Genomic DNA, 13,597 nt, shown 5'->3' on the forward strand with positions numbered 1-13,597 from the left:
GAATAAAGTGCCGCTATGATGCTCCCCGCGCGCGCGGGAGGCTTACGCCGGATTCCCGACGCGGTTAGGAGTTTTTCCTAGTTTTGCGCTTGCGCCGGTGAAACTGTGGGCAAGATCACACTCAAACAGGCGCCCCGCTCAGAGGTGAGCCGCAGGCTGCCGCCGAGAGCGCTGATGCGCTCCTGCATGCCGCGCAGGCCGTACCCCGGCTGATGGTGGTCCGCATCGAAGCCCACGCCGTTATCGCGGATGGTCAAGGCAATCTGCGGCGCGGCGCCTTTGCGCGGCTGCAGACGCGCGTCCAATTCCAGGCGGCTGGCGCCGGCGTGGCGGCACACATTGGTCACCCCTTCCTGGCACACCCGGTACAGCGTGATTTTCAGCGTTTCATCCAGCAGTTCGTCCGGCACCTGCCACTGCATGCTGCTCACCAACGAGGCGTCCTGCGGCAGCGACTCCCGCAGCATCGCCGCCACCGCCGCCGACAGCGGCAGGTTGTTCAGCGCCGCCGGCCACAGCTGGGTCAGCACATCGTGCACCCCATCGTAGACCCGCAGCGCTAACGCATCGATGGTGTCGGCGCAGCCGATCACCGCCGGCTCCGGCGCCAGGCGTTTAACGATGCTGGCCTGTGTGCGGATCACGGTGATGGTCTGCCCCACTTCATCGTGCAGCTCGCGCGCCACCTCGCGCCGGGTTTGTTCCTCCGCCGTCACCAGCGCCCGGGCCAGCTGCCGGTTCTCCGCCAGCCGCAGCCGCAGCTGCTGATTCAGTTCGCGCTGGCGCTGAATACCGGCGCCCAGCAGCAGCCCGGTCAGGCTCTGGGCCAGCAGCGACAACAGCAAGTCGCGGTGCGACTCGGGCTGCGGCGGCTCGTTGACCATCAACGCCACGCCGTTGAGCAGCGTCGCCAACAGCGCGCCCTGCCAGCCATAACGGTAAGACATGAACACGATAGGGATCGCCAGGCAGAAAGGCGCAAAGCGGCGCAGCTCGGCGGCGTTAACCTGCTGCTGCAGCCAGATGCTGAATGCAAACAGCAGCAGATAACTGGCCAGGTGGCCCAGGCGCAGCTCCACCGGCTTGTGGATCAGCCCCGGCTCCAGCGGCACCCAGATTTGGCGCGCCAGATAGTGCCACAACAGCAGGCAGGTCGGCGCGATGGTGAAACCGCCGGTCAGGCCGAGCAGCAGCGCGCGGGCGCCTTCGCCGCTCACCAGCTGCCACACAAGCGCCTGCAGCAAAGCGGCGGCGGCCACCACCGCGCCCTGCAACAGCGGCCAGCGCCATTCGCTGTCGCTCTGCTGATGGCGCAACAGCCACGGCGAGGCCAGCAGGCTGAGCAGCACCGTCAGCACCAGCACCGCCACCGACGCCCACAGCGCCGGGCCGTAGCCGTACTGGTCCGCCAGCAGCGCCATCAGCAGCAGGTCGGCCAGCAGGATCCCCGGCCAGAAACGGTACGGGCTCTGCAGCAAAATGCCCATGCGCAGGCCGAACGGGAACAGCAACAGCGCCTGCCAGGGCGGGTCGATCAGCACGGTGCCGATGCCCCACAGGCAAAATGCGCTGGCGGCATAAATGAAGAACAGCGCCAGCTGGGTGATCAGACGCTGCGTCACAGGTTCAGCATCCGTCTGGCCAGCTCAACGTTATTGGTGATGCCCAGCTTGGCGAACAGGTTGGCACGATGCACATGCACCGTCTTCGGCGACAGCCCCAGCGCGGCGGCAATCTCGCGCACCTCCTGGCCCTGTGCCAGCAATAGCGCGATCTCGCGCTCGCGGCGGGTCAACGGATCCACCTTCACCCGCGCCAGCTGCTGGGCGATTTCCGGCATCAGATAGACGCCGCCGCCGGCGACGGTGCGCACGGCGGTGATCAGATCTTCCGGCTTGCAGCGCTTGGAGAGAAAGCCGCTGGCGCCGCGTTCCAGCGCCATTTCCACCAGCGCCGGATTATCGTGCATCGACAGCATCACCACGCGGATGCCGGAGGGAATGTCCGCCAGCAGATCCAACCCGCTGCCGTCGGGCATCGAAATGTCGCAAATGCAGATTTCCGCCTCCAGCCCCGGCAGGCCGGCACGCGCCTGCGCCGCGCTGCTGAACTCGCCCACCACCTGAATATCGGCCTCCAGCGACAGCAGCTGCACAAAGCCCGAACGCACAATGTCATGATCGTCGATAAACGCCACGCGCAGGGTCATGGAAATCTCCGGTTAGAAGGGGAAGTGCGCAAGTATACCGTATGCACACACCGGAATAATTGATGAAGAGAATGTATTGGCGGAAATTACCGGGTGCGCAAGGCACCCGGCGGGAGGGATTACAGGCTGGCAGGCGCCGTTTTATTCTGCGGGAGATGGCACCAGTTGTTTTTATCCACGATGCCGCCGTTCGGCGAGGTGTAGCCGAGGCAACCGAGGATGGTGTCGAACAGCTCGACGTGGCGATGCGTTCTGCCGATGCGTTGCTGCGCCTGCAGTTGCTCAAAGGCGCTGAGGTGCTGCGGGTTCTCGAGGAACTTGTCCGACGCCCACACCATCATCGGCACGCGGAATTGTTCCGGCGGCGCCATTTCGCGCGGCGTGCCGTGCAGGTGCGTATTCTCGCCGATCGACTCGCCGTGATCGGCGGCATAGAACACGATGGCCTTCTTGTCCCGCACCTGGTCGATCACATTACTGATAAAGCTGTCGGTATACAGCACCGTATTGTCGAAGGCGTTGATCAGCTGCGCCTTGGTGCAGGAGTCATCCACCCCCATGCACTCCGGCTGATAGCGCGCATAGCTGCGCGGATAACGCTGCGAGTACAGGTAGTGCGAGCCTTTGGTATGCAGGATCACCAGGTGTTTGCCCTTCGGATAACGCGCCAGCGACTCCTTCATTTCGTCCACCAGCAGCATATCGTCGACCGCCTTGCCGTCGTTGCGCTTCTCGGACGCGATCATCTCGCGGAACGAATAGTTGTTCACCTCGGTGTTGTTGTAGAACCACACCTCACTCTGCATGGCGAACAGCTCGGAAGAGAAGCCCAGTTCCTTCATCACCGCGAACACGTTTTGCTCTTTCAGCGTGCGTTGCGGGTTGTCCTCGGTGCCGCCTTCGCGCACGAACATGCAGCGCAGCGACAGCTTGGTGGCGGTGTCGCAAGACTCGCCGCGGAACGCCACCAGATTCTTCTCTTTCGACAGGCGCGGCGTAGTATCGCGCTCGTAGCCCAGCATGCCCATGTGATCCCAGCGCGTGGTCTCGCCGATGATGAACACCACGTAGGTATCGTCGATGTCCGCCGGCGGCACATAGGTAAAGTGTTTGCCCGGATCGAACAGCGTGCTCTGATCCTGACTTTCGTCATAGCGGGTATAGGCGAACAGCCCCAGCGCCGACAGCCAGTTAGACGGCAGGTACGAGTGCGCCACCACGCCGCCGTAGCTCGGCAGATCGACGTTGGCGAGCTTCTCCTGCACGCTTTGCTCGTCGTCCAGCATGCGCAGCGGCAGCCAGACCAACGCTACCACCGCCAACAACACCAGCAGCGGTTTGATGCGGTGACCGGGGGTTTTCAGCTGTTCGATCAGGGTGAAGCGCAGGCTGTTTTTCCAGATCAGCAGCAGCGGCAAGGCGCTGAGCGCCACCATCCACAGCACGAAATGCAGGCCCACCACCTCTTTCGACAGATCGATATCGGTGGTCATCACCGACACCACGATGCCGTAGCCGATCACCACGTTGAAAAACGTCATGTAGTAGCTGGCGGCAACCGAAATCAGCACCAGCAGCGAGGCGACGATGCGATAAAACAGCCGGCCGCCGAGCGATACCAGCCGCATGATGAAGAACGTGAACAGGACGATAGCGATGACTTCCGTCACCGCCGAAATAAGCTTAATTCCCTGAATGCCGTGCGCCAGCGAATCAAAACGGCGATAAAAAACGGACAGGTTTAGAAAGATGCCGATATAGATCGCTAACAATAACGATAAATTCTGCTGTGATAGCGATTTAACTTTGTTCATGTAACGCGGTGGCTCCGGGGACGGTGTAGCGGTTCTGACTCAGTCAGACACTGATTGCGGCTTCTGGTTCAGCCAACCGGCAATAAGCGTTATTTTGCGAGTAATAATCAAGAGAATTCTCACAAAACGGGCAAAATTTACCGCTTTTTTGAGCACTTTTCAGACGGGATATCAAAGAAAATGGAGGGATAAACCCTCCATTTTTTCCATGGTGTCGGCAAAAAACTTACTTAACGTTCAGCGTAACGTCGATATTGCCGCGGGTGGCGTTGGAATACGGGCACACCACGTGCGCCTTTTTCACCAGATCTTCCGCCACGCTGCGCTCGATGCCCGGCAGCGAAATATCCAGCTGCACTTCGATGCCGAAGCCGTTCGGGATTTCACCGATGCCGACGGTGCCGTCGATCTTCGCTTCGGCCGGGATTTTGACCTTTTCTTTCGCCGCGACAAACTTCAACGCGCCGAGGAAACAGGCCGAGTAACCGGCGGCGAACAGCTGCTCGGGGTTGGTGACTTCGCCGCCGGCGCCGCCCATCTCTTTCGGTACGCCCAGTTTCACGTCCAACACGCCGTCGGAGGAGGTTGCACGGCCGTCGCGGCCGCCGGTTGCGGTGGCGTGAGCGCGGTAAACCACTTTCTCAATAGACATCGTTCATTCCTTCTTGCTGGTTGGCGAGATGACAACGGCCCCCGCGAGGGGTAGCCGGTCACATATATATCTTTTACGATTAAATCGTGCACTACTTATTTTTGACGCTTATTAACCAGTGTAGACCACCCCTGCCGTTCTTGCGTCCGGCGTCGGTGGGTCAAATCTGATCGATCAGGCTGCCGCGCAGCTTTTCCAGCTGCTGTTTGAGCGAGACGATCTCGTCCAGGCTGCAGTCGGTGGCGCACATCACCGCCTCGGGCACCGACTGCGCCCGTTCACGCAGCGCGCGGCCGGCTTCGGTGAGCGCGATGATCACCTGGCGCTCGTCGGTAGTGGCGCGATAGCGCACCAGCAAACCAGCGGTTTCCAGCCGTTTCAGCAGCGGCGTCAGCGTGGCGGAATCGAGGAACAGCCGCTCGCCGATATCCGATACCGTCACCCGATCGCGTTCCCACAGCACCATCATCACCAGATACTGCGGGTAGGTGAGCTCGAGCTGATTCAACAGCTTGCGGTAGACTTTGTGCAGCGCCAGGTTGGCGGAGTACAGCGCGAAACAGAGCTGCTGATCGAGCAGCAGCAGGTTCTTCGCGTTGGGTTGTTCGGTATCGGTGCTTTTCATGTGAGTGAATATAGATAGCGCACGATGTAATCGCAAGCTATTTCTTGTGAGGTATGCTACATTTTTTTCATGCAGAGGATGCCTGGAGGGAAAGGAAATGACGAATACGCTTGCAGAACGCGCGCGCCGCTACGCCACCAAGGCGCATGCGGCCATCGATCAGCGCCGCAAATACACCAACGATCCGTACATCGTCCACCCGCAGGCGGTCATGGAGCTGGTACGCAGCGTGCCGCACACCGAAGAGATGCTGGCGGCCGCCTGGCTGCATGACACGGTGGAAGACACGCCCACCACCCTCGGCGATATCGAAAGCCACTTTGGGCCGCAGGTAGCGGAGCTGGTGCGGATGTTAACCAACGTCAGCCACGCCGAGGACGGCAACCGCTTCGAGCGTAAAAACCGCGATCGGCGCCACAGCGCCAGCGCATCGCCGCAGGCCAAAACCATCAAACTGGCGGATCTGATCGACAACACCCGCTCGCTGCTTGACTACGACAGCCACTTCGCCCAAACCTATCTGATCGAGAAACAGCGCCTGCTGGAAGTGCTGACCGAAGGCGACCCGACGCTGTGGCGCCAGGCCAGCCATATCGTCGAACAGGGGCTGCTCAGATTACAGCAGCCGCCGCACAACGTGCCGGCCAGCTGGTTTGAGCACGCCCGCCGGCGCTACCGCGAGAACGACGCGGCCTGATCAGAAGGTCACCACCGTTTTCAACGCCGTCACCCAGGCGTCCTGCGTCTCGCTGACGCCCGCCGGATGATGCCAGTATTGCAGGCCCGGCTGCAGCTGCAGCCACGGCGTGACGTTAACGCGGTAGTACAGCTCCGCCGTCACCGAGTGGCCCGGCACCGGCCGGTAGTTCGGATCGTGATAATCGCTGATGCCGCTCATCTCGTTGAGGTAACGCTGATTGTCTTTATAGCGGTCGCTCAGTTTCACCACCGAAACGCCCAGCCCCAGCCAGTCGTCCGGCCGCGCATCGAACAGCCCGCGATAGCGGATGCCGGTCGAAGTGGACCAGTGCAGGTAGTTGCTGCGCTGATCCCCCAGCCCCAGGCTGTAGAACACGCTCAGGCCACGGTTGACGTCATCCGCATGGCGCGTCACCTGCTGGTTGAAACCGGTATACAGGAACCAGGTGCGATCGTGGCTGCGATAGCCCTGCGGATCGCTGGCGCCCGGCCCGCCGGATACCCCTTCATAAAGATCGCTCTGGCGCGCGTTGGTGAACAGCACGCCCAGGTTATACACCCCCGGCAGCTGGTTGACGGCGTGGGTTTTCAGCTCCACCTCCATCGGCAGCAGGAAGCCTTTGCTGCCCTTGGTGGACCAACTCCAGGCGTGGCTGCGGCTGGGGGCGCTCGGGTTCTGCTCCATCACGCCGCCCTTGAGCGTCAGGCCGTCGGTCAGCTTGTATTGCAGCGTGGTGCCCCAGTAATGCACGTTCCAGTTGTACCAGGTCAACGAGTTGGCGGACTTGCCGCCGCACAGCGTCAGCGTCTGAAAATCGCAGGGGATGATCTGATCGAAATCCTGCACCTTGTTCATCATGCCGATACGCCATTGCAGCCGGCTGTCGAGGAAGGAACGGCTGAAGGTCAACCAGCCCAGCCGGGTGATCGACTGCCCGCCAAAGCTCTCCTGCGACAGATCGGTCAGGCCGACGCGCGGATCCTGCAGCCGATCGCGGGTCAGGTTGTTGTCATGGTTGCGGTTGACGATATTGCCTTCGATCGCCGCATCCGGAATGCCGGTCAGCGCCTGCAGATCCTGGCTGAAGGTCAGCGAAAATTGGTCGATGTACGACGCCTGTTTATCGTGGTTGTAACCGCCGCCGGCGTTATACGACAGCTGGCTGAGGTAGCCGAGATTATAGTGGAAACCGTGATCCTCCAGGATCGGCCTGATCCCCAGCATATCCCCCAACAGCCCAGGCTGCGGCGGTTCAAAGCCGAGCGCCACCCCTTCCCATTTGGCGGTGGGAGCTTCAACGTCCTTGCCGGTTTGCAGCGTTTCCGCCTGCGCCTGGCTACAGAGCAGCGCCAGCGCCGCCAGGGTCATGGAACGAGGTAATAAGCTTTTCATCATTATTATATTTCTCCGCATAACGGCTGACTGCGGGCAACAGCATTCCCTGGGAGAGAATTTCCCATCATGAACAGCAGCGAATAAGGTTAGTTAACGCCCGGCGTTTGCCGCCGGGCTGAAGGGTTAGCGCCGGTCTTTCAGGCTGGCGCCGTTGCTGTGGATCACATCGCGATACCAGTAGAAACTCTTCTTGCGGCGGCGCTCGAGGCTACCGTTGCCGGCATCGTCTCTGTCGACGTGAATGAAGCCGTAGCGCTTCGACATTTCGGCCTTCGAGGCGCTGACCAGATCGATCGGCCCCCAGCTGGTGTAGCCCATCACCTCGACGCCGTCGTCGATCGCCTCGGCCACCTGCACCAGGTGGTCATTGAGGTAGTTGATGCGGTAGTCGTCGTTGATGCTGCCGTCGGCCTCGACGCGGTCTTTGGCGCCCAGCCCGTTCTCGACGATGAACAACGGCTTCTGATAGCGGTCGTACAGCACGTTGAGCAGGTAGCGCAGCCCGATCGGGTCGATTTGCCACCCCCACTCCGAACTGGCCAGGTGCGGGTTCGGCACCATATCGAGAATGTTGCCGCGCGCCGTTTCATACTGCTCCGGGTCGGCGGTAACGCAGCCGCTCATGTAGTAGCTGAACGAGATGAAGTCGATGGTTTCGCGCAGCGTTTGCCGATCTTCCTCGGTGATCGCCACCTGAATGCCGTTTTCACGGAAGAAGCGCTGCATGTAGGCCGGGTAATAGCCGCGCGCCTGCACATCGCCGAAGAACAGCCAGTCGCGGTTTTGCCGCTGGGTTTCCAGCAGATCTTCCGGCTTGCAGCTCAGCGGATACAGAATGCCGCCCAGCAGCATGTTGCCGATTTGCCCCTCCGGCACGATCTCGTGACAGGCCTTCACCGCTCTGGCGCTGGCCACCAGCTGATGGTGGATCGCCTGATAGACGGCGCTCTTGTCGCTCTCTTGCGGCAGGCCAACCCCGGTGAAGGGCGCGTGCAGCGACATGTTGATCTCATTGAAGGTCAGCCAGTGTTTAACCTTGTGCTTATAGCGTTCGAACACGGTGCGCGCATAGCGCTCGAAGAAATCGATGGTGCGGCGATCGCCCCAGCCGCCGTAGCGCTTCACCAGACCGTAAGGCATCTCATAGTGCGACAGCGTGATCAGCGGCTGAATGCCGTATTTCGCCATCTCATCGAACAGCCGATCGTAAAACGCCAGCCCGGCTTCGTTCGGGGTCTCTTCATCGCCCTGCGGGAAAATGCGCGTCCAGGCGATCGAGGTGCGCAGGCACTTGAAACCCATCTCGGCGAACAGCGCGATATCCTCCGGGTAACGATGATAGAAATCGATCGCCACGTCCTTGATGCCGCTGTCGCCCGCCGTGCGCGGCGTGATGGCGCCGAAGATGCCCTGCGGCTGCAGATCGGAGGTCGACAGCCCCTTGCCGTCGGCCTGATACGCGCCTTCTACCTGGTTCGCCGCTACCGCGCCGCCCCACAGAAAATGTTGCGGAAACTTGCCGTTCATCGCTTGCTCCTCAATTAACGTAATAAAGTCAGCAGCGGCGCCTGTTCCTGCACCGGAGACAGGCCGCTGGTCAACACGTCCACGTAGTCATCGCTGTTGCTGATGATGATCGGCGTGGTGGTGTCATAGCCGGCGGCATGGATCGCCGCCTGGTCGAACTCGATCAGCAGATCGCCCGGCGCGATCCGCTCGCCTTCCCGCACGTGGGCGGTGAAATGCGCCCCGTCGAGCTTCACGGTATCGATGCCGACGTGGATGAGAATCTCCGCGCCATCGTCCGATTCGATGCCGATGGCGTGTTTGGTTTTGAACAGCGACGCCACGCTGCCGCTCACCGGCGCCACCACTCGCCCCTGCTGCGGCGCGATCGCCACCCCTTTCCCCAGCAGGCCGCTGGCGAAGGTCGCGTCGTTCACCTGCTCCAGCGGCACAATGTCGCCGGCGATCGGGCTGAGAATGGCCTGCTTGCGGTTAAGCGGCGCGGCGGCTTCAGGCGGCGCCGTCTCTTCCGCCGGCGCGACGCCGAACAGGTAGCTGGCCAGCGCGGCGAACACAAACGACAGCAGAGTGCCGCCGATCGCGCCCCACACCGTGGCGTCGATGCCGCCGTTGGGAATGATTTGCGCGAAGGTGAACACGTTCACCAGGCCGAACGAGTAGACCGAGGTATGGAAGTAACCGATCACCGCCCCGCCCAGCGCGCCGCCGATGCAGCCGAAGATAAACGGACGCTTGTTCGGCAGGGTGACGCCGTACACCGCCGGTTCGGTGATGCCGAAAATCCCGGCGCCGATGGCCGAACCGGACAGCGCCCGCAGCTTGGCGTCGCGGGTGCGCAGCATCACGCCCAGCGTGGCGCCGACCTGCCCCATCACCGCTGGCAGCAGCAGCGGCACCATGGTGTCGCGCCCCAGCACGCTCAGGTTGTTGATCATCAACGGCACCAGCCCCCAATGCAGGCCGAAGATCACACACACCTGCCACATCGCCCCCATGAAAGCGCCGGCGATGATCGGGTTGAAGGCGTAAATGGCCTGATAGCCGTTGGCCAGCAGATGGCTGAGCCAGGTCGCCGCCGGGCCGATCAGCAGGAAGGTCAGGGGCACGGTGATCGCCAGACACAGCAGCGGCGTGATGAAATTGCGCAGCGCGCTGTGGATCACCCGGTTAAACAGCGGCTCCAGACGGCAGGATACCCAGGCCGCAAAGATGATGGGGATCACCGACGAGCTGTAGTTGATAAAAGTCAGCGGAATGCCGAAGAAATATTCGCGCACCGCGCCCGGCTGTTGCGCCGCCTCGAACGCCGCCATCATCAGCGGATGCGTCAACGCGCCGCCGATCGCCATGGTGACGAACGGGTTGCCGCCGAATTTTTTCCCGGCGGTGTAGCCGAGCATGATCGGGAAGAAATAGAACAATGCGTCGCTGGCGGCGAACAACATTTTAAAGGCGCCGCTGCTTTCCAGCAGCCAGCCGCAGGCCAGGCTCAGCGCCAGCAACCCCTTCAATACCCCCGAGGCAGCCATCACCCCGAGCAATGGGGTGAAGATGCCGGAAACCACGTCGATAAAGCGGCTGAGCAGATTGTCTTTTTTAACGTCCGCATCGCTGCCGCTCGACGCGCCTTCGGCTAACCCGCCGACTCGGTTGACCGCGTCGAACACCTCGGCCACGTGGTTGCCCACCACCACCTGAAACTGGCCGCCGCTCTCCACCACCATGATGACGCCCGGGTTTTTCTTCAGCGCTGCCGCGTTGGCGCGGCGGTCGTCACGCAGCTTGAAACGCAGGCGGGTGGCGCAATGCACCAGGCTTTTCACATTGTCGCGGCCACCGACGCCGGCCAAAATCTCACTGGCTAATGTGTCATATTTCATACGGTTATCCTTAGACTTCGCGTTCTGCCGATCCCGCATTTGCGCTGGCCTGGCGCAGGAGCGAAATTCGGCGCAAAAAAAAACCTAAACCTCGCGGCCTCTGCCCCATCGGGGAACAGAAACGCGAGGTTTAGGTTTTGCCTGCCGCAGCAGTAACAACCCTAAATCGGTTGAGTTATGACGTTAACACCGCAGATTTTAGCGGAGCAAGGCTTTGCGACGGCAAATTGCCGAACTGTGATCGCAAAGGCAAAACGGCCTCAATGCGCGAAATAATGCATGCCGCCCTCTACCGGGATCACTGCGCCGATGATATATCGCGCGAGCGATAGAGAGGGATGAGAGAGTATCGCCCGGCTTCACGTCAAAAAAACATAAGATTAACTAACCTAATAATTCACTATCAAGCTAAAGCGAAACACGCATTTTCCAGCGGCCAATCGGCTTTTCTGGCAATATTCGCAGCCATCAAGGCAAATACATCGCCAAACCTCATCGAATATTGTTATCATTCCACGATATTCACCCGCGTAAAAATCACCGTGCGCAATTGAATACGGCAAATAAACATCAGAATAACTAATTAAAACAACTAGACAAAAATCACACGGGGGATTATTACTGGTCAACGCTTAATCGAGAGTAGGGATGACAGTCACCATGGTGTTGCGTACTGATGTAGGACGGATTTTGATTACCGGCGCCGGCGGCCGAGTCGCCACCGCGTTTCGCCAGGCAGTGGGCGATCGCTATGCATTGCGGCTGGCGGAACGAGATCTCGCTCTGTTGCGCGATCGCCGGCCCGGCGATGAGGTCATCAGCTTCAACATCGCCGATCTCGACGCCTGCCGTGAGGCCTGCGCCAATATCGACACCGTGTTGCACCTGGCCGCCGATCCGGCTCCCGACGCCGATTTTTGCGGTTCGCTGATGGACAACAACATTCTCGGCACCTTCAATATCTTCCGCGCGGCGAAAGACGCCGGCTGCCGCCGGGTAGTGTTCGCCAGCAGCGCGCAGGCGGTGGAAGGCTACCCGCTCGATTATCAAATCCGCCCGGATGACGCCCCGAAGCCGAAAAATCTGTACGGCGCCAGCAAGGCGTTCGGCGAAGGCATCGCCGCCTATTTCGCCCATCAGGAGGGGCTTTCCGCCCTGTCGGTACGCATCGCCAACTTCACCACTCTAAGCCGGGGCGAACAGCTTAGCGCCCGCGACATGAGCGCTTTTCTCAGCCATCGCGACGCCGCCGATCTGCTGGATCGCTGTATTCGTGTCGAAGGGGTGCAATATGCGGTGGTGCACGGGGTTTCCAATAACCGCTATACGCGTTTGTCGCTGGAAGAGACCCGTCGCCTGCTCGGCTACGCCCCGCAGGACGATGCGTTCAGCCAGCTCGGCTTTGAGTGAGCGCGGCGGGGAACCCCGCCGCACATTATCGTTTACCCGTTGGCGTAGGCCACTTTTTCGGCCTGACGGTGGGTGAACAGCACCAGCAACAGCGCCAATCCGGCAATAATAGCCCCCATCACCGGCACGAAGCTGTATCCCAGCCCGGCGGAGACTACCGCGCCACCGGCGGCGGCGCCCAGCGCATTGCCCAGGTTAAAGGCGCCGATGTTGACCGAGGACGACAGGCCCGGCGCTTCGCTGGCGACACGCATCACGCGCATCTGCAGCGGCGGCACCACGGCAAAGGTCGCCGCACCCCAAATCACCATGCTGACCGCGGCGCCGATTTCACTGCGCGCCAGGAACGGGATCACCAGCATAATGACCACCAGCAGCAGCAAGAAACCCTTCAGCGTCGCGCTCTCGGAGCGGTCGGCGAATTTACCGCCCAGGTAGTTGCCGATGGAGAAACCGACGCCGATCAACACCAGCATGACCGTCACGAACAGCGGCGTCGCATCGGTGATGTGCTGCAACACCGGCGAGATATAGGTATAGAGCGTGAACATCGCGCCCGCGCCCAGCACGGTCGTCAGCAAGGCGGACAGCACCTGCGGGCGCACCAACACCGACAGCTCGCGTTTCACATCAGGGCGTGCGCCGGCGCTGCCTTTCGGCAACGAGAACCACAGCCCCAGCATGGCGATCACGCCCAGCCCTGCCGTCGCCAGGAACGACATGCGCCAGCCGATGGTTTCACCCAGCCAGGTCGCGGCCGGCACCCCGCCGATATTGGCGATGGTCAGGCCCATAAACATGGTCGCCACGGCGCTGGCCTGTTTCTCTTTCGGCACCACGCTGGCGGCCACCACTGAACCGAGGCCAAAGAACGCGCCGTGGTTCAGGCTGGTGATGATGCGCGACAGCATCAGGGTGGTGTAGTCAGGCGCAACCGCCGACAGCACGTTACCCAGGGTAAAGATCGCCATCAGGAAGATCAGCGCGCTTCTGCGCGCCCGGTGAGAAAGCAGCAACGTCATCAGCGGTGCGCCGACCATCACGCCAACGGCGTAGGCGCTGATCAACATGCCGGCCATCGGGATGGAGACGTCCACCCCTTTGGCGATCGTCGGCAGCAACCCCATCGGGGAAAACTCGGTCGTGCCGATGCCGAACGCCCCCACCGCCAGGGCTAATAAGGGAAAGTTAATTTTCATTCAACAACTCCGGTTAACCGCTGCCGAAGCGCGGGAAAGTTAAGATGCCAAAAGTATGACATTGATCACACCAAAGATAAGCAGGCGGAAGGCTAAAAGACTTTTGCGATTTTGTTAAAAATCGTGGGGAAAAACAGCAGCCGACTCTATCTCAGCCACGCGCCGACAGGCAATAGCCGCCGTCGC

At 61.0% G+C, this 13,597-nt stretch carries 11 protein-coding genes; 2 read left to right on the forward strand and 9 right to left on the reverse strand.

The window, feature by feature from the left end; translation table 11 throughout:
- Positions 1-77: 77 nt before the first annotated feature.
- The 5 genes from uhpB to ACJ8J1_RS22190 form a co-directional block, all read right to left on the reverse strand.
- Positions 78-1,622 carry a signal transduction histidine-protein kinase/phosphatase UhpB gene (uhpB, locus tag ACJ8J1_RS22170; RefSeq protein ID WP_033645064.1) on the reverse strand — a complete coding sequence of 515 codons (1,545 nt, stop codon included), beginning with the start codon at positions 1,620-1,622 and terminating at the stop codon, positions 78-80.
- The gene (gene uhpA / locus ACJ8J1_RS22175; protein WP_033645065.1) at positions 1,619-2,209 is read right to left on the reverse strand and encodes a transcriptional regulator UhpA; all 591 of its coding nucleotides are present in this window, start codon (positions 2,207-2,209) and stop codon (positions 1,619-1,621) included. Before uhpA ends, uhpB begins: the two co-directional genes overlap by 4 nt.
- A 119-nt stretch (positions 2,210-2,328) precedes the next feature.
- Positions 2,329-4,023, reverse strand: a complete 1,695-nt coding sequence (gene eptB / locus ACJ8J1_RS22180; protein WP_033645066.1) for a kdo(2)-lipid A phosphoethanolamine 7''-transferase — start codon at positions 4,021-4,023, stop codon at positions 2,329-2,331.
- A 226-nt stretch (positions 4,024-4,249) separates the two neighbouring features.
- Positions 4,250-4,675, reverse strand: coding sequence for an organic hydroperoxide resistance protein (locus tag ACJ8J1_RS22185; protein ID WP_004934114.1), 426 nt, complete (start codon positions 4,673-4,675; stop codon positions 4,250-4,252).
- Positions 4,676-4,835: 160 nt separating this feature from the next.
- Complete coding sequence (locus ACJ8J1_RS22190) at positions 4,836-5,300, reverse strand: MarR family winged helix-turn-helix transcriptional regulator (RefSeq protein WP_033645067.1); 465 nt, start codon at positions 5,298-5,300, stop codon at positions 4,836-4,838.
- Between the two features lie 97 nt (positions 5,301-5,397).
- Here ACJ8J1_RS22190 and ACJ8J1_RS22195 point away from each other — a divergent pair, with 97 nt between their 5' ends.
- On the forward strand, positions 5,398-5,997 hold the full coding sequence (locus ACJ8J1_RS22195; protein ID WP_033645068.1) for an HD domain-containing protein: 600 nt from the start codon (positions 5,398-5,400) through the stop codon (positions 5,995-5,997).
- On the opposite strand, the gene ACJ8J1_RS22200 is transcribed toward ACJ8J1_RS22195, so the two are convergent.
- From ACJ8J1_RS22200 to bglF, 3 genes are all read right to left on the reverse strand, one after another.
- Positions 5,998-7,368, reverse strand: coding sequence for a carbohydrate porin (locus ACJ8J1_RS22200; protein ID WP_370453985.1), 1,371 nt, complete (start codon positions 7,366-7,368; stop codon positions 5,998-6,000). It abuts the gene before it with no gap.
- Positions 7,369-7,518: 150 nt separating this feature from the next.
- A complete protein-coding gene (locus ACJ8J1_RS22205) occupies positions 7,519-8,922 on the reverse strand; it encodes a glycoside hydrolase family 1 protein (protein WP_033645069.1) in 1,404 nt (467 codons plus the stop codon).
- A 14-nt stretch (positions 8,923-8,936) separates the two neighbouring features.
- The gene (bglF, locus tag ACJ8J1_RS22210) at positions 8,937-10,802 is read right to left on the reverse strand and encodes a PTS beta-glucoside transporter subunit IIABC (protein ID WP_033645070.1); all 1,866 of its coding nucleotides are present in this window, start codon (positions 10,800-10,802) and stop codon (positions 8,937-8,939) included.
- A gap of 660 nt (positions 10,803-11,462) precedes the next feature.
- On the opposite strand from bglF, the gene ACJ8J1_RS22215 reads away from it, so the two are divergent.
- Positions 11,463-12,212, forward strand: coding sequence for an NAD-dependent epimerase/dehydratase family protein (locus ACJ8J1_RS22215; protein WP_033645071.1), 750 nt, complete (start codon positions 11,463-11,465; stop codon positions 12,210-12,212).
- 32 nt (positions 12,213-12,244) lie between these two features.
- Here ACJ8J1_RS22215 and ACJ8J1_RS22220 read toward each other — a convergent pair whose 3' ends face one another.
- Entirely contained in the window at positions 12,245-13,411 is a 1,167-nt protein-coding gene (locus ACJ8J1_RS22220; RefSeq protein ID WP_033645072.1) for an MFS transporter, read from the reverse strand.
- Between the last annotated feature and the right edge of the window lie 186 nt (positions 13,412-13,597).

The organism is Serratia sp. CY37869 (assembly GCF_052168895.1).
Lineage (GTDB): Bacteria > Pseudomonadota > Gammaproteobacteria > Enterobacterales > Enterobacteriaceae > Serratia > Serratia ureilytica.

Coding starts and splice junctions, on each gene's coding strand:
- ACJ8J1_RS22215 (WP_033645071.1), top strand. CDS start 11,463: ATGGTGTTGCGTACTGATGTAGGACGGATTTTGATTACCGGCGCCGGC.
- uhpA (WP_033645065.1), bottom strand. CDS start 2,209: ATGACCCTGCGCGTGGCGTTTATCGACGATCATGACATTGTGCGTTCG.
- eptB (WP_033645066.1), bottom strand. CDS start 4,023: ATGAACAAAGTTAAATCGCTATCACAGCAGAATTTATCGTTATTGTTA.
- ACJ8J1_RS22220 (WP_033645072.1), bottom strand. CDS start 13,411: ATGAAAATTAACTTTCCCTTATTAGCCCTGGCGGTGGGGGCGTTCGGC.
- ACJ8J1_RS22200 (WP_370453985.1), bottom strand. CDS start 7,368: ATGACCCTGGCGGCGCTGGCGCTGCTCTGTAGCCAGGCGCAGGCGGAA.
- ACJ8J1_RS22195 (WP_033645068.1), top strand. CDS start 5,398: ATGACGAATACGCTTGCAGAACGCGCGCGCCGCTACGCCACCAAGGCG.
- ACJ8J1_RS22205 (WP_033645069.1), bottom strand. CDS start 8,922: ATGAACGGCAAGTTTCCGCAACATTTTCTGTGGGGCGGCGCGGTAGCG.
- bglF (WP_033645070.1), bottom strand. CDS start 10,802: ATGAAATATGACACATTAGCCAGTGAGATTTTGGCCGGCGTCGGTGGC.
- ACJ8J1_RS22185 (WP_004934114.1), bottom strand. CDS start 4,675: ATGTCTATTGAGAAAGTGGTTTACCGCGCTCACGCCACCGCAACCGGC.
- ACJ8J1_RS22190 (WP_033645067.1), bottom strand. CDS start 5,300: ATGAAAAGCACCGATACCGAACAACCCAACGCGAAGAACCTGCTGCTG.